The organism is Rhizobium etli CFN 42, from assembly GCF_000092045.1.
GTDB classification, from domain to species: Bacteria; Pseudomonadota; Alphaproteobacteria; order Rhizobiales; family Rhizobiaceae; genus Rhizobium; species Rhizobium etli.
Map to the genome: position 1 here is coordinate 2,218,112 of NC_007761.1, position 17,807 is coordinate 2,235,918.

18 protein-coding genes are annotated in these 17,807 nt (G+C 60.9%); 3 read left to right on the forward strand and 15 right to left on the reverse strand.

The annotated features are described in order from the left end of the window. From RHE_RS10840 to RHE_RS10885, 10 genes are all read right to left on the reverse strand, one after another. Positions 1 to 1,071: an acyltransferase family protein gene (locus RHE_RS10840; RefSeq protein ID WP_041678645.1), complete on the reverse strand. Its 1,071-nt coding sequence runs from the start codon at positions 1,069 to 1,071 to the stop codon at positions 1 to 3. A gap of 107 nt (positions 1,072 to 1,178) precedes the next feature. Beyond that, positions 1,179 to 1,607 carry a DUF4864 domain-containing protein gene (locus tag RHE_RS10845; protein ID WP_011425385.1) on the reverse strand — a complete coding sequence of 143 codons (429 nt, stop codon included), beginning with the start codon at positions 1,605 to 1,607 and terminating at the stop codon, positions 1,179 to 1,181. A gap of 80 nt (positions 1,608 to 1,687) precedes the next feature. After that, a complete protein-coding gene (fabF, locus tag RHE_RS10850) occupies positions 1,688 to 2,953 on the reverse strand; it encodes a beta-ketoacyl-ACP synthase II (RefSeq protein ID WP_011425386.1) in 1,266 nt (421 codons plus the stop codon). A 13-nt stretch (positions 2,954 to 2,966) separates the two neighbouring features. Further along, on the reverse strand, positions 2,967 to 3,473 hold the full coding sequence (locus RHE_RS10855) for a winged helix-turn-helix transcriptional regulator (protein WP_042118470.1): 507 nt from the start codon (positions 3,471 to 3,473) through the stop codon (positions 2,967 to 2,969). A gap of 65 nt (positions 3,474 to 3,538) precedes the next feature. Beyond that, complete coding sequence (locus RHE_RS10860; protein ID WP_011425388.1) at positions 3,539 to 4,072, reverse strand: NUDIX hydrolase; 534 nt, start codon at positions 4,070 to 4,072, stop codon at positions 3,539 to 3,541. A gap of 139 nt (positions 4,073 to 4,211) precedes the next feature. After that, positions 4,212 to 5,021, reverse strand: coding sequence for an inositol monophosphatase family protein (locus RHE_RS10865; RefSeq protein ID WP_011425389.1), 810 nt, complete (start codon positions 5,019 to 5,021; stop codon positions 4,212 to 4,214). 30 nt (positions 5,022 to 5,051) lie between these two features. Continuing rightward, positions 5,052 to 6,113 carry an ABC transporter ATP-binding protein gene (locus RHE_RS10870; RefSeq protein ID WP_011425390.1) on the reverse strand — a complete coding sequence of 354 codons (1,062 nt, stop codon included), beginning with the start codon at positions 6,111 to 6,113 and terminating at the stop codon, positions 5,052 to 5,054. Further along, positions 6,110 to 8,341, reverse strand: coding sequence for an ABC transporter permease (locus tag RHE_RS10875; protein WP_011425391.1), 2,232 nt, complete (start codon positions 8,339 to 8,341; stop codon positions 6,110 to 6,112). The genes RHE_RS10870 and RHE_RS10875 overlap by 4 nt, the downstream gene beginning before the upstream one ends. An 87-nt stretch (positions 8,342 to 8,428) precedes the next feature. Continuing rightward, positions 8,429 to 9,454, reverse strand: coding sequence for an ABC transporter substrate-binding protein (locus RHE_RS10880; protein ID WP_011425392.1), 1,026 nt, complete (start codon positions 9,452 to 9,454; stop codon positions 8,429 to 8,431). A 118-nt stretch (positions 9,455 to 9,572) separates the two neighbouring features. Then, the gene (locus tag RHE_RS10885; RefSeq protein ID WP_011425393.1) at positions 9,573 to 10,565 is read right to left on the reverse strand and encodes an ABC transporter substrate-binding protein; all 993 of its coding nucleotides are present in this window, start codon (positions 10,563 to 10,565) and stop codon (positions 9,573 to 9,575) included. Between the two features lie 235 nt (positions 10,566 to 10,800). Between RHE_RS10885 and RHE_RS10890 the strand changes: the two genes are divergently transcribed. Next, positions 10,801 to 11,541, forward strand: coding sequence for a response regulator transcription factor (locus RHE_RS10890; protein ID WP_042118472.1), 741 nt, complete (start codon positions 10,801 to 10,803; stop codon positions 11,539 to 11,541). Then, the gene (locus RHE_RS10895) at positions 11,538 to 13,640 is read left to right on the forward strand and encodes an ATP-binding protein (protein WP_042118474.1); all 2,103 of its coding nucleotides are present in this window, start codon (positions 11,538 to 11,540) and stop codon (positions 13,638 to 13,640) included. The genes RHE_RS10890 and RHE_RS10895 overlap by 4 nt, the downstream gene beginning before the upstream one ends. Here the strand turns inward: RHE_RS10895 and RHE_RS10900 are convergent. Together RHE_RS10900 and RHE_RS10905 are read right to left on the reverse strand one after the other, a co-directional pair. After that, positions 13,637 to 13,930 carry a hypothetical protein gene (locus tag RHE_RS10900; RefSeq protein ID WP_042118478.1) on the reverse strand — a complete coding sequence of 98 codons (294 nt, stop codon included), beginning with the start codon at positions 13,928 to 13,930 and terminating at the stop codon, positions 13,637 to 13,639. The genes RHE_RS10895 and RHE_RS10900 overlap by 4 nt on opposite strands. Positions 13,931 to 14,323: 393 nt before the next feature. Continuing rightward, positions 14,324 to 14,512, reverse strand: a complete 189-nt coding sequence (locus RHE_RS10905; RefSeq protein ID WP_020921306.1) for a hypothetical protein — start codon at positions 14,510 to 14,512, stop codon at positions 14,324 to 14,326. A 208-nt stretch (positions 14,513 to 14,720) separates the two neighbouring features. Here RHE_RS10905 and RHE_RS10910 point away from each other — a divergent pair, with 208 nt between their 5' ends. After that, positions 14,721 to 15,116: a hypothetical protein gene (locus RHE_RS10910; protein WP_011425398.1), complete on the forward strand. Its 396-nt coding sequence runs from the start codon at positions 14,721 to 14,723 to the stop codon at positions 15,114 to 15,116. A gap of 169 nt (positions 15,117 to 15,285) precedes the next feature. Here RHE_RS10910 and RHE_RS10915 read toward each other — a convergent pair whose 3' ends face one another. The 3 genes from RHE_RS10915 to RHE_RS10925 all read right to left on the reverse strand — a co-directional run bounded on the left by RHE_RS10915 (position 15,286) and on the right by RHE_RS10925 (position 17,741). Then, entirely contained in the window at positions 15,286 to 15,966 is a 681-nt protein-coding gene (locus RHE_RS10915; protein WP_011425399.1) for a GNAT family N-acetyltransferase, read from the reverse strand. Beyond that, positions 15,963 to 16,484: a MarR family winged helix-turn-helix transcriptional regulator gene (locus tag RHE_RS10920; RefSeq protein WP_011425400.1), complete on the reverse strand. Its 522-nt coding sequence runs from the start codon at positions 16,482 to 16,484 to the stop codon at positions 15,963 to 15,965. Before RHE_RS10920 ends, RHE_RS10915 begins: the two co-directional genes overlap by 4 nt. 96 nt (positions 16,485 to 16,580) lie before the next feature. Beyond that, a complete protein-coding gene (locus RHE_RS10925) occupies positions 16,581 to 17,741 on the reverse strand; it encodes an MFS transporter (protein ID WP_020921308.1) in 1,161 nt (386 codons plus the stop codon). Between the last annotated feature and the right edge of the window lie 66 nt (positions 17,742 to 17,807).

Consider the following 17,807-nt stretch of genomic DNA (forward strand, 5'->3'; position numbering starts at 1 on the left):
CTAGCTCGCTCCCGCGGGAAGCTCAGATGCTGGTCTTGGCGCAACCATGGTCTTGAGCTTTCTGCGCACCGGCTCGTCGAAGTGAACGGCGACGATGCCGGCCATGATGAAAATCGCGATCACGACGACCATGCCGGCTGCCGGGGAGGCCGGAAGGTCAAAGCCCTTTTGCCGCAGTAAATGCAGCAACTCGAAGATGGGCGCGTGCAGGATATAAATCGGATAGGAAACTCTCCCCAGCCAACGAAATGCCAGCTCGACAAGGCCGGTCTGCCTGGTGCGCATTGCGACCCAGACAATGGCCGGGAAAATCACCAAGCATATGAAAAGATCAAAATAGGGAAAACCGTAGAATGTGCTGGCGGGTATATTCGTGATCACAATCAGGCAACCACAGAGGAGAACGCCGATGGTGTTGCCTTTATTGGCCGCATTCGGCGTGCGAACCTCGTACAACCTGTGAAGGCAGATCCCGAGCGAGAAGGAGAACGAAACTCTCGAGAAGCCAAATCCGAAGTAGCCTGCCTGATGGCCAATGTCGAAATTGCCTCCAAGGGCTCCGTACAAGGTGATACCCGCTGTCCCGAGAGCGATGGCGAGCAAGATTCTGGATGATAGTCGCACCAGAAGAATGGAAAACAGCGCTCCAGCCCACAGCTCGAAGAAGAGCGACCAACTCGGCCCGTTTAACGGAAAGGCGCCGCCCGTGCCTGCGTTTGGAATGAACAGAATCGCCCTCAGCAGAAGGCCGGCCAGGGTGAGGTAATCGAAGCCGAATTGAATTGAATAGCTGACAAGGCCCACAGGAAGAGAAAGCAGATAGACCGGATAAAGCCGAATGATACGCTGCAGCAAAAATCCGGCAGGCGAAATCTGTCCCGTTGCCAGTTGCCTTTCGTATGAGCTTGCAAGAACGACGCCGCTCAAAAGAAAGAAGAGATCAACGGCAAGGTAGCTGATATGGACAGGTATCGGACCAAGCGTGCCGCCAGTGTGTAGGAACATGACCATGATGGCCGCAATTCCCCGCAACGCTTCAAGAGCCGTGAAAAACCGCTTGCCAGTATTCAACCTGCCAATCCTCCGTTGGCGGGTTTTTTACTCCAGCACGATTTCAAAATAGTTAGTGCGGCGAATCCAAGTGCTGGGTAGTGTTTCATCCAGCCAAGAACGGCGCGTCAGATGCCTTTGCTATCGGCATCCGGCATGATCTGCACACCGTTGATCCTGTAGCTGCCGTCCGGCTGCCGGGTCATCTGGTAGATTGCCGTCCAGTCCCTGCCGTCGCGGCCTGATATCAGCACTTCGTGGTATATCAGCGCGCCGTTGTCGATCGAGCGGCTGCGGCCGAAGGCGTAGTTGCCGGGGTGATAGACCGGCTCGTAACTCTTCTTGACCATGGCAAAAAACAGGTTCTTGTCGGGGTAGATCGCCTTGATGCCGGGAGCGGCGAAGGAATAGGCGGTCTCGGCATCGTCCTTGAGAAAGGCTTTGATCTGTTCCTCGATCATCGTCCGCGTCGTGTCGATCGGATCTTCGGCGCGGGCCGAGACGGTGGAGAGGAGGGACGCGGCACACAGAATGACAACTGCGAAGAAGGCGCGCATGGGTTGATCTCCAGCTCTGTCGGGAAATGATCCCGATGGAGTGGAAGTGTAGGCCATTTCCAGCGCAAGGAAAGCGGACTTTACGACCAGCGCCGGAAGAGGGCGCTGGCATTCACCCCGCCAAAACCGAAACCGTTGGTGATGGCATAGTCCATCGCCAGCGTCCGCGCCGTCTTGCCGACGATATCGATGCCGTCGGCGTCAGGATCGGCTTCATCGAGGTTGCGGGTCGGTGGCGCGATCTGGTCGCGCAGCGCCATGACGGTGAAGATCGCCTCCAGCCCGCCGGCGGCCCCGAGCAGATGGCCGGTCGCCGATTTCGTCGCGCTGACGGCAATGGCGCCATCGCGGCCGAAAACGGTGCCGATCGCGGCGATCTCGCCCTTATCGCCGACCGGAGTAGAGGTTGCATGCGCATTCAGGTGCCTGACCTCGGAAGCAGGGATCTTCGCCTGCCTGAGTGCGGCCTCCATGGCCCGGCGCGCGCCGTCGCCGTCCTCGGGGCCTGCGGTCATGTGGTAGGCATCCGCCGCCGTGCCGTAGCCGACCAGTTCGGCGAGTGGCGTCGCCCCGCGGGCGAGCGCATGCTCCAGCGTCTCGATCACTAAGATGCCGGCGCCTTCGCCCATGACGAAACCGTCGCGCGCCGTGTCGAAGGGGCGCGAGGCCAGTTCCGGCGTCTCGTTGAAGCCGGTTGAAAGGGCACGCGCAGCCGCAAAGCCGCCAAGGCTCACCTTGTCGATGCAGGCCTCGGCGCCGCCGCAGATCGCCACATCGGCCTCACCGGAGCGGATCAGCCGTGCCGCATCGCCGATCGCCTGGACGCTGGCAGCGCAGGCCGTCACCGGCGCGCCGAGCGGCCCCTTGAAACCGTAGCGGATGCTGATCTGGCCGGCGGCGAGGTTGACGAGGAAGGAGGGCACGGTGAAGGGCGACAGTCGCCGCACACCGCGCGCCTCACCGATCCGCACCGCTTCGGCAATGGCAGGAAAGCCGCCGACGCCGGAGGCGATGATCGTTGCGGTGCGCTCGCGCTCACCTTCGTCGGTCGGCATCCAGCCGGCCTGCTTCACCGCTTCCTCCGTCGCCGCCATGGCGAAATGGATGAAGCGGTCCATCTTCTTCTGGTCTTTGGGTGTGATGTAGCGGTGGGGGTCGAAGCCGGCCTCGACATCCTCGGTGATCCCGGGAACGATGCCGCCGACCTTGGCCGAGAGTTCGCCGACGACATCGTCGGGCAGTACCCTCAGACCTGAGGCGCCGCCGACAAGGCGTTTCCAGGCGGGTTCGACCCCGGTCCCGAGCGGCGAGACAAGCCCCATGCCGGTAACAACTATGCGGTCCATGATCTTTTCCTTTCTATGCGTCGATGCCGAGATACCAGGCGCGCATGCGGGCGATCCGCGCGCGCACCTCGTCATCGGCTGCAGGGCCTGCAAGCAGGCCGGTGTTTTCGGGTGTCACTTGTTCGCCGGTCCGCGCATCGACCAGCATGGTCTCGCGCGCTCTGCCGGAGGCGGCATCGCTGAGAAGAAAGGCGAGATCCTCTTCCGGAATATGGCGGCTTCCCCAGGAAAACAGCGCCATCAGCACCGGAAAGAAATCACGGCCCTTCTCGGTCAGCAGATATTCGTAGCGGGCAGGGCGCTGCTGGTATAGCCGTCGTTCGAACAGCCCCTGATCCGTCAGGTGTTTGAGCCGCCGTGTCAGGATGTTCGGCGCCACGCTGAGGCTTTTCTGGAATTCATCGAAGCGCGACAGCCCCTGGAAGGCATCGCGCAGGATTAGAATGCTCCACCAGTCACCGACGCTGTCGAGCGCGCGCGCCGCCGGGCATTTGAATTGACTGAAGCTAGTCCGTTGCATGATGATAGTCACTACAGCAGTAGCTATCATCATGCAAGTTACCGTGTGTTGAAAGCTGACTGCCGTCAGCGAGGATCGCGCTTTTTGCGACCGCGGACTTCAAATTCGACGAGCAGCGACTTGAGTTCGATCTCGCGAACGCGTCTTGCCGCTTCATCGGGGCTGACCCATTCGAGAATGCGCTGTCCATGCTCCTTGAAGTCATCGCTGATTTCGATGACTTCAACTTGAAACAAGTCGACGATGCAGGGGGCTATGTCCCCATCGTCGAGTTCTTTCAGATAGGTGTAGCGGCCGACCGGCTTTTTCCTTACCGCTCCGCGCACACCTGCTTCCTCCCAAGCTTCGATTGCCGCCGCTTCAAACGGCTTCTTCCCCTTCATAGGCCATCCTTTCGGAATGACCCAACGGGCGCTCTCGCGCGATGTAATCACCAGAATTTCGATTCTCGGTCTGTCATCGGTGTAGCGGAAGCAAATCGCGCCGTACTGTTGGCGGAATGCACCGGTAAACAGCTTCGCAGGAACGGCGGCGAGCTGCCGCAGCAATGGCTGGGACTTGTCTGGTCGAGGTTTGCTGCGCTTTCTCGGAGTCTTCATGGCGATTGAGGCTGTTCGGTTTGCTTTATTCCTACTCGCCTGAGCATGCTCGCGACCAGATTATGACAATCAGTTGTATGGGCAACCATTCGCCCCTCGGCAGGCGTGGCGCTCGCCGCCACGCTGCGTCTCTTCCGTCTTATTGCCGCCGGAGGGAATTGTGAATCTCCAACAGCTCCGGATACGCGGTACCGTTGCTCGCAAGGACAGGATGGCCCTTAAACAAATCTTCCCCCTCGGTCGGGAAGGGCAGGTACTCGCCCCCAGCTTCTTTGACCAGGCAGTAGCCTGCCATGCAATCCCAAGCCCGCATGTGGGGTTCATAGTAGCCGACAAGACGCCCTGCCGCCACATAGGCAAGCATCAGCGCCCCGGAGCCGTTCCGAATGAACGTGCCGCCTCTTGCGAGCAAGGCTGTTACGATGGCGCCGACAACGTCCGGAGCGACGTGCGTATTGCAGCCGATACCTGTCATGGCATTCTGTATCGTGCGGGAGGGATCGAGCAAAAGCGTCTCACCATTCAAGCTCGCCCCAAGGCCAAGGGCTGCGGCATAAAGCTCGTTCGCACAAGGCACCTGGATCACGCCGACCACCGGGACGCCTTGGTGCAGGACAGCGACCGAAACGCACCACGTCGGCATGCCATTGACGAAAGGCGCGGTGCCGTCGATTGGATCGACAACCCAGGTGTAGCCGGAACTTCCCACTTGATGGCCGAACTCCTCGCCGAGGAAACCATCCTCGGAATTTGCTGCCGCAACCCGCTCACGCAGAAAGGTCTCGACGTTGCGATCCGCGATCGACACGACATCCTGAAGATCGCGCTTAGTCTCGATCACGAGAGTCTCGCGCGTGTTGAAATAGTCGAGCGCGAAAGCACCAGCTTCGGCGGCAAGGGATTTGGCCAGGGCGAAGCGTCGCTCCACGTCGGTGTCATGCATAGTCATATTGCTATCCTTTATTCGCATTCCAAGTGTTTAGGCATTGATCAGCGCGATGCCACGGTTCTCGAACCCGAGTGTGACATCGCTCGAAGGCGGCAGGTTTCTTTCGACTGCATGGTCGATGATGAAGAGCGTTCCGACATCGGTTTCGACCTCATATTCGACATGTCCGCCGAGATAGGCACTATGGAGCACGCGTCCCGCCAGCCCCTGCTGGCCGGCTGCCGCTATGGTGATCGATCCCGGTCTGACGGCGAGTTTTGCCATGCCGGCCTTTGCGTTTCGGCCTGGTAAACGATGGTCCACACCGGCCACGCGGATAAGCGCCTCCGTACCTTCGACGCCGATCACCTCGCAAGGGATGACATTGGCTTCGCCCATGAAATCGGCGATGAAGGACGACGCGGGCGCTTCATAGAGCTCCCGCGGCGTCCCGGACTGGGCGATCTCGCCATCTTTCATGACGATGATGCGGTCTGACACCGCCAGAGCCTCGTCCTGGTCATGGGTGACATAGACGGCGGTGAAGCCGAGCCGTTGCTGCAGTTCGCGGATCTCCGTGCGCACCCGGCGGCGCAGGCGGGCATCGAGGTTGGAGAGCGGTTCGTCAAGCAGCAGCACCTGCGGCTCGAGCACGAGCGCGCGGGCAACCGCGACGCGTTGCTGCTGGCCGCCGGAAAGCTCGGCCGGCAGGCGATGGCCCATGCCCGCAAGACCGACGAGCTTCAATCCTTCCTCGGCCTTTTCCCGCGCTTCCTTCTTGCCGAGGCCCGACGACTGCAGACCGTAAGCGACATTATCCAGCGACGTCATATGCGGAAACAGGGCATAGGACTGAAACACCATCGAGACATCGCGCTCATTGGCGGGCAGCATGGTAACGTCGGCGCCGCCGATCAGAATGCGTCCGGATGTCGGATGCTCGAGCCCGGCCAGCATGCGCAGCGTGGTGGTCTTGCCGCAGCCGGAAGGGCCGAGCAAGGTCACCAGCGTGCCTGGCTCGATGGAGAGGGAAAGGTCCGGAATGGCCGTGAATGCACCGAAAGACTTGCGAACATTCTGGAAGGTGACGCAACCGGGTTTGACGGTGATCATGCGGTTTTCTCCTGACCGAGAGGAACAGAGGGAGCTGAGCTGGTGCCGGCGACGCGATTTTCGCGGCGTAGTCGGCGCTCGCCAACGACGAGCTGGAAGCCGGCGATGACACTGCTCATCACCACGATCAGCATGGACGAATAGGCGATCGCCACGCCGTACTCGCCATTCTCGACGAGGCCGACGATATAGGACGTGGCCATGTTGTATTCCGCGCTGACGAGGAAGATGACGGCGCTGATCGAGGTTATGGCGCGAACGAAGGAATAGACCAGGGCAGCGGTGATGGCCGGCCGCAGCAGCGGCAGGATCACCTTGCGGATCGTGCGGAAACTGTCCGCACGCAAAGTCAGCGACGCCTCGTCCAGGCTCTTGTCGAGCTGGCTCATCGCGGCGATCCCGCCGCGTACGCCGACCGGCATATTGCGGAAGACGAAGCAGAGGATGAGGATCAGCGCCGAGCCGGTCATCTCGATCGGAGGCAGGTTGAACGCCATGATATAGCTGACGCCGATGACCGTTCCGGGGATGGCGAAGCTCATCATCAGCGCGAATTCGAAGACGTTCCGCCCGACGAATTTCTGCCGTACGATGATGTAGGCCGTGAGCAAGCCCACCGCTGCGGTCAGGGGCGCGGAGACGAGCGCGATCTCCATCGTCGTCCAGAAGGAGTTCCATGCCACGCCGGTCCACGCGATTGCGCCATTGTCGAAACCCACCGAGAAGGCGCGCGCGTAATGGTCGAGCGTCAGCGAGTTGTCGAGGCCCCAGGTTTTCACGAAGCCGCCGATCAGAATCATTCCATAGACGACGACGGTGAAGACCATCCACGGAACGACCACCGCATGCACGGCAATGGAAAGGCCGCGCGGCAACGCGATGTGAGCGCCGCTGTCGCCCTTGCCGGTGACAGTGGCAAAGCTCTTGCCCGATAGCCAGAAGCGCTGAGCGAGGAATGCCGAGAGCGTGAAACAGAGGAGCACGATGGCAAGAACGGCGGCGCGCGACGGATCGTTCTGCGATCCGACGACCGCAAAGAAGATTTCCGTCGAAAGCACGCCATGTGTGCCGCCGAGCACGAGCGGATTGCCGAAATCGGCCATGCTCTCGATGAACCCGATCAGGAAGGCGTTGGCGAGACCCGGTTTCATCAGCGGCAGGGAGACGCGCCAGAATGTGCGCCAGCGACCGGCACGCAGGGTCTGCGATGCCTCCTCCATCGACGGGCTGACGCCTTCGACGACGCCGATTAGGACGAGGAAGGCGATCGGCGTAAAGGAGAGCACCTGGGCGATCCAGATACCGGTGAGCCCATAGAGCCAGCGGCCTGGCTCGATACCCAACAGACTGGACAAGGCCTCGGTGATAACGCCGGCGCGGCCGAACAGCAGCGTCAGCGCCAGGCCGATGACGAAGGGCGGTGTGATGATCGGCAGCACCGTCAGCAGGCGCAATCCCTTTTTGAACGGAAAGCGCGTGCGCGTCGCCACCAGCGCAAAGCCGAGGCCGAGCAGGGTCGAGCCCGAAGCGGTCATGACGGCGAGAAGGAGCGTGCGCCAGGCAACGCCGCAACGTTCTTCGCCCGCTATGCAGCCGAGGCTCCAAATGCCGGGGTCCTGAATGTTGCGTATAAGGCCATCCGGATTGAAGGAGCCATCGAAGTCCTGCACCGAAGCGATGAACATGCTGCCGATCGGGTAGAAAACGAAGACGGTGACCAGAAACGCGAGAATGCAAATCGAGCCGACGATGAAGGCATCTCCCTTCATCACCCCGCGTTCGGCCAGTCCGAATGCAAAGAGGAGAACGTAGACGAGCGCCAGGAGGACCGCGCCGGCACCCATCGATGGTTGACCCTCGGACAATATGCCGAACAGGTTTTCACTGATTGCCCAGGTCCAGCCGGAAAAGCCGATCGCCAACCCCTGCAGAGACAGGAAGACGAGGCCGACGGCGCCGAGCGAGGCGAGCAAGGTTCCGCGCCGCATCGGATCGCGCACCAGGCGCGCCAAACAGCCGAGCAAAAACAGCAGGACCACGCCGGCAAGCCAAGTTCTTCCATGCTGCAGGATTTGCAGCAGCCCTGGCGCCGTATCGGCGGAGAACGGGAAGGCAGACGGCCACTTGAATCCGAAGAAGCCGCCCTCGATGCGATACCACGGGACCAGGATCAGGGCGGCTGCCCCCAGGCCAAGTACGATGTCCAATCGGCGATTGCCACGTCTCATGGCATACCTCGCTTATTTCACGTTGATGAAATGGGAGAATGGAGCGGCACCCGGATCCCTCCGGGATGCCGCGCCGCTCATCGATCTTCAGTTGGCAACGGCGCCGACTTCCCGGTCCCAGCGCTCCAGTAGGGCCTTGCGCTTTGCCGGATCGCCATAGGTCTTGAAGTCGTAGTCGATCAGCTTGATGTCCTCGAACTTCGGCGCTTCCTTCGGCACCTCCGCCGATTTGTTCGATGGCAGCTGGAAGGACTTGGCATCCTTCATGCGCGATTGTACTTCGGGCCGCAGCGCCCAGTCGTACCAGATCTTGGCGTTGTCGAGATTGCGGGCGCCTTTGATGATCGACATGGAGCCGATTTCATAGCCGGTGCCCTCGCATGGCGCGACCGATTTGACCGGAAAGCCTTCGGCGGTCTGGGCGACGGCGTCATGCATGAAGACGATGCCGAGCGCTGTTTCGCCCCGCGCCGCCGCCTTGACCGGAGCCGAACCGGACTTGGTGTATTGCGAGACGTTGGCGTTCAGTTTTTTCAGATAGTCGATGGCCTGGTCTTCACCCATGATCTGCACCAGCGAAGCGAGAGCCGTATAGGCCGTGCCCGAGGAGTTCGGATTGGCGATCTGGATTTCGCCCTTCAATTCCGGCGCCAGGAGATCGGCCCAGCAGCGGGGCTCCTTGTAACCCTTAGTCTTGAAGATCTCGGTGTTGTAACCCCAGCCGAGCGCACCGGCATAGACGCCGACCGTCTTGAAGCCGGTGCTCTCCGCCTGCTTCCTTGCCCAATCCTGCAGCTGATCGAGCATCGGCGACTTATATTCCAGCGTCAGGTTTTCCGATGCAGCCTGGACATGCGGATCCCCCGTGCCGGCCCACCAGATGTCGGTCTTCGGGTTGCGAGCCTCGGCGCGTATCTTTGCATAGGTCTCGCCCGACGACAGGCGCACCATATTGACCTTGATGTCGTGAGCCTTTTCGAAGTCGCCCCGCATCTGCTCGCAGATGACGACATCGGCCGAGCAGATGAGGTTGAGCTCGCCGGCGGCCTGGACCGAACCGGCAGCCAGCGCCGTTCCGGCAAAGAGAAGCGTGGAAAGAACTGTCAGTCGCATGGGTATCCTCCTGTTGCTTGCGTCTGAGAGGGTGTTGGGTCAGCGGCACAAGCGCTGCCCCTCGCGGCGCGTCGATCGCACCGTGTTATCGATTGTCGGATGGAAGTCGGATCCCGGCCTATTGGGTCGGGGAGATCTCGGTGTCGAAGCGGGTCAACAGCCGACTTCGCTCGTCCGACAAGCCGAATGTTGCAAAGTCATAATCCACCATCTTGATCATGGTGATGTCGGGCGCAGCTGGCGGCAAAGCCGCTTTGGCGTTCGACGGAACCTGGTTCTGGCCGGCCGCAGCGCCTGTCGCCTGGCCTTCGGGACTGAGCGCGAAATCGACGAATGCCTGGGCGGCCCTGGCATTGCGGCTACCCTTGACGATGCTGATCGCACCGATTTCGTAACCCGTTCCTTCGCAGGGAGCGACGATGACCAGCGGCGCGCCCCCTTCCTTCAGGGTAACCGCGTCATGCATGAACGAGATGCCGATCAGGACTTCACCTCGGGCGGCAGCCTTTACCGGCGCCGAGCCGGACCTGGTGTACTCGACAATATTGCGGTTAAGGGCGGCCATGTACCGGAACGCCTCCTCTTCGCCGAGGAGCTGCACGAGTGTGGCCAGCATTGTGAAAGCCGTTCCGGAGGAATTCGGATTGCCGGACTGGATATGGCCGCGATAGACCTCTTTCGTCAGGTCCTGCCAGCAGGTCGGGGCCGGAAGCTTCAGCGCTGCGAGCAGATCGGAATTATAGGCAAAACCCAAAGCCCCAGCATATATGGCGGCCGACCGTGAGCCGGACATGGCAAAAAAGTTCTGCGCCCAAGGCAGCATATCGTGTTCATGGTCGGGCTGGTATCGATCGAGCAGATTCTCTGAGGCAGCCTGCAGATGGGCATCACCGGTTCCACCCCACCAGACATCCACAGTCGAATGTGATTTTTCGGCACGGATCTGATCGAGTATGTCGCCGGTGCTCTTGCGAACCATGGAGATATCGATACCCGCGCGGGCTTCGAACGCTTTTTCCATGGTCATGCACCAGGCTTCGTCGACGCCGCACAGGACGTTCAATCGCGGCTCGCTCATGCCGTGGCTTGCGCCGCACAGCCAAAAAGCCATGCCCGCAGCTAAAGCGGTCAATATTCTCACGCAGGCCTCCCTTGGAACCTCCCGTTCCAATCTCCACAGCCAGCATGTCAGATCTTCGCGTCACCGCAATCGAAGAATGGTTACCGATTTTTCATCGCCGGGCGGAGCGCCGTTACATTCATTACAAATGTGACAAACCTCATCATCAGAGTGTCTTTGAACATTGGCGGCGGCATGCCTATGATGGCGCCGGGAGGATCAAGCGGTGCTGAATCAGAAGGTTCGAATTCTGATCGTCGAGGACGATCCGGATATGGCGGAGCTCATCTCCGATCTCATCGAAGCCGAAGGGTGGATTCCGACCTGCGCGGGATCCGCCGAGGAGGCGACCGATATCCTGGCACGAGAGCAGATGCATCTGGTGCTGGTCGACCACAACCTGCCGCGGACATCAGGCCGAGCTTTCGCCCAAAAACTGCGATCGGAGGCCAATATCGGTATCGTCATGGTGACGGCAGCCGGCAGTGCCGCCGATCGTGTTCTCGGCCTGGAAACCGCTGCGGACGATTATGTCGTCAAGCCGTTCGAACCAATCGAACTGACGGCCCGCATCAAAGCTGTCCTGCGGCGAACCGTGCCGTCGCTGAAACAGGAAAAGGAGAGTGAGCGGGAGCACGAACGCCCCTCTCTGCTGCTTGGCGATTGGGCCATCGACCTGATGGGCCGGCAAGCCGTCTGCCTCGCCGACCGCAGCAAAACGCTGACGACGGCCGAATTCGCCCTGCTTGAAATCCTTGCGCAGACCCCCAACCAGCCAGTGAGCCGGGCGCAGATCCTCGATCGGCTTGGCTCGGAAAGCGATCGCTACATCGACCGCAACGTCGACGTCCTCGTTCTGCGGCTCCGGCGGAAAATCGAACGTAATCCCGACATCCCGCGCCATATCAAGACACGACGCGGCAAGGGCTATGTCCTGCACACCGGCGACGGCGAGCCGTCCACGTGATCAGCCGCTCCTTTCTGTCGTCGATTGCCTTTCGCTTGCCGTTCGCGATTGCGTTTATCTGCTTCCTGGTATTCAGCCTTTCGGCAATCGCGATCTATGGGCTGCAGCGCGCCCGTGATGAAATGGCAGCCTATGGCCTGCAGGCCGTCGCGAGCCTGGCCAAGGCCTCGCTTGTTTCCCGGCAAGTCTCCGACCTGGTGTCGAGCGCGCCCTTCCTGATGAACTCGACTTCGCCATACCGGGTGGCGAGCGAGAGCCGCGCTGTCGTGCTGCAGGTCGACAGCCTGCTGAAGACGGCCGAGCCTCAGGCAGGAGGCCAGGCTACGCGCGGCTTTGCGAGCACAAGGATGGTTGAGCTTCTCGATCTTATCAGGACACAGACGCTTGTGCTGGCCAGGGACGCCGACGCCGCCCAGAATCACAAGGCTGAAGCTGCCGCGGCGCTAGGGGAGGTGGCGACCGGCAAAGGCATTGTCGATCAGGATCTTCGCCGTCAAGTGAATGGAATCGTGCAAGCGGCTTCCACGTCCGACAGTCTTTTCCAGCTCGGTGAACTTCGCAGACGATACGTGGCGGACACGACGGCCGCGCAGGGGAGAACCGAGCCCGGTTTGAGGATTTCGCCTGCCGAGCTTCAGCCGTATGAGCGCGTGTTCGAAGCTCAGACACGATACCTCTTGAACATGTTCGCCATCCGGGCGGCGGTCGCAAAGCTCCATGCGGTCTCCCGTGATCTTTCCCATGCAACGGAGACGCAAAGTGATGCAGTTGCACGCCAATTGAACGACGATCTGCTTTCGACCTCCGATGCTTTGAGCCGGCTTCTGGTAACCGTGGCCTTGGCTTTCCTGCTCGTCCTCGTCATGGCGATTTTCTCCATCCGGTCGGTCATGCGCGTCTCACGGGGCATCGTGGCGCTGTCAAACGGCATGAATGCGCTCGCCAAGGGCGAAAATGACGTGGGTCCGCCAGCCTATCGCGGAAATGAAACCGAGCTTGTGCGTCTGTTGGACGCCTTCCGCGCCTTCAAGGACAGCGTCGATCGTGTGTCTCGCTTGAGACGCACGGCAGAAGCCGCCGCTCGCACCATCCGTTCAACCTTTCGCAATATGAACGAGGGGATTGCGCTTTTCGACAGGATGGGCCGACCGATCACCATGAACAGGCGGATCATCGAACTGTTCGGCCATTCGGGTTCCGCGCGCAAATTGCCGCTGCGCCGGTTTGTCGAGCCGGTGCCGGAGATCGATCCCGCCTTGCTGCCCTCCGATCCGGAGCGCGGCACCCTATTGGAACGTGCAGTCGCCCGCCATCGCACCGGCGACCAGCGGGTGATCGAGATCTCCATGTCACGACAGCCGGAGGGCGGCATTGTTCTTCTGGCACGCGACGTCACGCTGATGGATCGACAGGAGGCGGAAGCGGCAAAGGTTCAGCGACTGGACGGCATCATGCGCATGACGCATCAGGTGAGCCACGAAGTGGGCAACATGATCGGCATCATCACCGGCAGCCTCGGCCTTCTCGAACGTGAAACCGGCTTCAACGATCGGCAGAAACGCAACATTGCGCGGATTCGCAAGGCTGCCGAGAGAGGACGGTCGCTGGCCGGCAGCATGCTGTCGATTGGCAGCCAGCAGCCGTTCTATCCAAGCCCGGTGGATGTCGCCAGCCTCCTTCGCGGAATGGCCGATATCCTGGAGATCGCCGTCGGTACAAAGTGCCGTATCAAATTGGAACTGGATGCCCGCCTGCCGGTCGTATCGCTGGACGCGGCCCTCTTGGAGCAGTCCGTTCTGAACCTCTGTCTCAACGCTTCGGCAGCGATGCCGATGGGAGGCGTCATCGTAATCGGCGCGACGGCAGACCAAGATGCATTGCTGATCTCGGTAACCGACAGCGGCATAGGCATGAGCCCAGAGGTCATAGACAAAGCTTTCGAGCCCTATTTCACCACACGAGGCGCACATGGTGGAGCAGGGCTTGGCCTCGCCATGGTTTACGGCTTCGTCCGTCAGAGTGGCGGAGAGGCATCCATCGATTCCTCTCCCGGGCAAGGAACGACTGTTAAGCTTAGCTTCCCCACAGATTTGCGCTAATTCGCATCGCCGCCGAAAATCCGGGCGAGTAGGATTCCGGTGACGAGCATGCCGGCCGCCACGAAGATCGTATCGCCCGGCGTGCCGATATAGAGTGGCCCGATATTGGCAAACAGCAGGAATGCAATGAGGATATTCGCCCAGCCCCACACGACATTCGCCGTCGGCGAACTGGGCATTGCAAATGGAGTGCGGAAGCGCCGGCCGCCGACGCCGTTGACGAAATGCGGGATGCCGTTGGTCAGAAAGGCGGCTGCAATGAAATGGGCGATATAGGCGATCCAGGGCAAGGCCTTGTCCGTTGCTGCGAGTGGCGTCAACGGAGAATGTGGCCCGGCAATGTGATGCCGGCAAGAGGAGCCTGGAAAAGCGCGTTCGCGCAATATCCCGTCCCCTGGTTCACGACGAAAATCGGGTCATTGCCTTTCATCGCTGGGACGACGAGTTTCTAGTCCTGGGATCATTGAACGATGCTCTCTCCGATGACGGCTAATGGCTGCACAGCGAAAGGGTGGGGGATGGTCTTGGCAGGAGATCTTCAATACTGACGCCGGCCAATATAGCGGCTGGACATCGGCAATCGCGGAGACAAGATCAGAACCACGGGAGAAGCGCTGCACGCCGTATTGGCTGCGTCGGGCGTGCTGGTCTTCCGCAGGCTTTGATGGGAGAGGCGGGAGCGGTCAGGCGAAGCCGAGCGGCAGGTTTTCCAGTTTCCTGTCGACGCCGTAATCGCGCTCATGTGACGAGCGGCGGCGGCCGCTGCGGCGCGAGGAAAGATCGATACGGTTTTCGGCGAAGATTCCGTCGGCATAGGTGCCGGTATCAGGGCAATCGGCGTCGATCTCGGGAGCAAAGATTTTCAGGATCATCGGGGTTCCTCCACGGCGCAGCATCAACACGCGGAAAGGCCGCGTGGTTCCGATTACAGAAGCCGAATTATTAATAAATTAACCATAATCGCCGGACCGAGAATGCGCCGCTGCCCCCGGCGCAACATGCACCCCGATCGAAATGGTATTGTCGCGGGAACTCCTGATCTTGCTCGCCGTTGATCCGGCATGAACACAGGAGGTTTCCATGCAGCTGATCGATACACGCGTGACACAGTCCGGCGACTTCATCACGGTCGAATTCCTGGGCGAAGGAGGAGAATCGGTTTCCGTCAAGATCGATAATTCCCATGGCAAGCTCGACAGCTCGACGGCGCTGGACCACGCCAAGGTGATGATGGTTCAGCTGACGGCCTTTCCCGGCCGCAACGCCGACGGCAGCATCAACCGTTACGACGCCTTGAGCAACGGCAACTTCGATGAAGGCAGCAAGGGTTTGGTCGGCCAGCCGAGCGCACGTTCGACCCATGATCGCGAAACGCTGGAAGAGGAGCTGAACGAAGGCCTCGAAGATAGCTTTCCGGCAAGCGACCCCGTTTCGGCAACCGTGTCGTCCATTCCCGCCAACGCGCCGCGGCACTGATCTTGATCGACCCGGCCGCCGGCCGCCCCCATTCGTGGGCGGTCTAATTCGCCGCGAGCTGTTTCAGCCCGGGAAAATACTGGCAACTTGAAGTGCTTGCAGCGGCGGCGCGCTATGACCAGTGAACACGTGTTTGAGCCGTAGGAAACGCTCTTTCAATTGAGCCCCTTCAAGTGGGACGCTTGACCACGCACATGTTCATCTCCGACCGAACGACGAAGCCGTGGGCCGCATAGAGAGAAATGGCCGATGTGTTCGCCGCATAGGCATGCAGATAGGCGGTGTCGCCGCCGGACGCAATTTCGCCGGCCACGAAGCGGAAGAGCAGGCTGCCGAGGCCGCGCCCCTGGAAGTCGGGATGGGTGCAAAGCCCGCTGAGCTCGATAAAGCCGATCTGCCGCATGCGCTGACCGGCCATTGCCACGAGACGACCTTCTTGCCTGATGCCCCAGAAGCAGCCAAGGCTCTGCGCGCGCAACGTGAATGGACCCGGTTTGGTCAAGGTCGCCAAGTCGAGCATATCGGCGGCGTCAGCCTCTGTCAGCGGCTGGATGCGGGAATCCGAAATTTTCTCGTGAGGCCGCTCGGCAACCATTTGGGTGACCCGTGCCTCCATTAACACAACAAGACTTGGGGGAATGGCGATCTGTCCGGCCTCGACCAGAAACATCCTTTCCTCGCCTGATGGCAGTTTCTCCAGGGCGCCGAGGCTTTCCGGCGTATCGTCGGCGGAGGCCGCGAAGGGGACGATGGACGGCGGATATCGCCGTGCGTGCTGTCCGCCTTCGGCGAAATCGGCATGCGCAGTCTGCAGAGCGCTCCAGATCGGCCGGTCGAGCACATGGTTCATTGACATTCCTCCTCATTGGCGTCTGAGGGTAGGCGCGACGTCCTATTTGCGCCGCGGCGTATGAGCGGCGCCGCCGCAAGCCCGTCCTCGATTGCCGCAAGTTGCTCGAGGATCGGCCCATCGAGGTCGCCGCAGAGATCCGCAACGGCAGCCGCCACGCGCGGCCAGATCGTCATCTTCGAATGGTCGACGAGTTTCCGGCCCTCGTCGCTCAGCGACACCAGCCTGCGTCGCTGATCGTCTGTCGCCGGCTGCATATTGACGAAGCCCAATTCGAGAAGCTGGCCTATGGTCCGCGTCACGCCGGGCTGGCTGATACCCACCGCCTGCGAAAGCTCGCCGACCGTCAGCGAGCCGGCTCGGTCGATTGCCGCCAGGAAAGGATATTGGCCGGCCTGAATGCCCACTCCGGCCTCGTCGATAACCTGCTGCGTATCTGCCTGCAATCTTTCCCCGATGCGTCGCAACCGGCTGCCCAGACACAGAAAACCCAGTGTTCGGACCACATCCTCGACCATTCCGACCCTCTTATCTGGTCCTGTATTATATAACGTGTTATGTATTTCGACAATAGGTGAGTCCAGGGACAGGGAGCAAGAAACCGAAAATCAGCCTCATCGTTTCTCAGCCAACAGGAACACCCCCAAGGCGCAGCTGAGCAGGCCGAGTGATAGTGGTAGCCCTTGGTGCCCACTCAATTGCATCGCCAGTCCAGCCACGGGTGACCCCGCCATTCCGCCGATGCCCCAGGCGAAGGCGAAGGCGGCGTTGCCGGCAATCAGGGTTTGTCCAGTAAAACGCTCGCCGAGTTGGATCAGCGACATGGTATAGAGCCCGAAAGAGACGCCGCCCCAGGCGAAAACGAGCGGCCAGATGAGCCAGGTGGAGAAAGCAACCGCCAGCAACAGGCAGCCGGTGAGGCAAACCAGGATACAGAATATCATGGTGCGCGTCGCGCCAAACCGTTCGGCCGCCCGCCCGAGCGGGATCTGCAGCACGGCATTGCCGGCGACGAAACAGGTGATGAGCGAAGCCGTGCGTCTCTCGGCGCTGCCAAGCGCCGCTCCATAGACGGCGAACAGCGATAGCTGGATCTGCTCGAAGGCGGCGGCGGTGAAAACCGCAAGCAGCAACAGCGGCGCCAGGGCGAAGAAGCCACCGACTGACGTTGCCTCGCCTTCATCGGGCATCTCAAGAAGGCGAGGGGCAACGGCAAGCACGATCAGGCCACAGGCAAGGAAGGCCGAGACGCCGATGATGAATGGCGGCCATCCGTCCGTGCCGGCGAAGCCGAGCGACAGCGGGCCGACTGCGAAGCCTGCCGAAACGATCGATGAATAGAGGCCGAGGATTCGGCCGCGGCGCGGTGCCGGCGTGATCGTGATCAGCCAGGTTTCGCTGATCACGTAGAGCGGATTGGCGAAGAAGCCGAGCAGAAGACGCAGCGGCATCCAGGCCCAGACCTGCTGGGTCCAGGCAATCGCGACCAGGGTAAGGGCAGCCAGGATCGAACAGAGAATGGCCAGCCGCGCCCCGCCTACGCCTCGCGAAAGCGCCGGAATGAAGGGCGCTGAGATGATGAAACCCAGCGGCGTCATCGCGGCCGAGAGGCCGATCAAGCCCGATGGTATTCCCTGCCGCTCGAGAATCAAACTCAGCAGCGGATAGGTCAGCCCCTGCGCCACCGCGAACACGGTCACCGTCGCGATGATACCCGCCATTGCGGTCCACGGGATCCGCTCCTCGGGCTGTGATGTCGTGCTTGCTTCGGCCATGCAGATATCCTCGTGTCGGTCAGGTCTGACGAATTCTGCGGGACAGCGGAAGCGGCGTAATTAAGC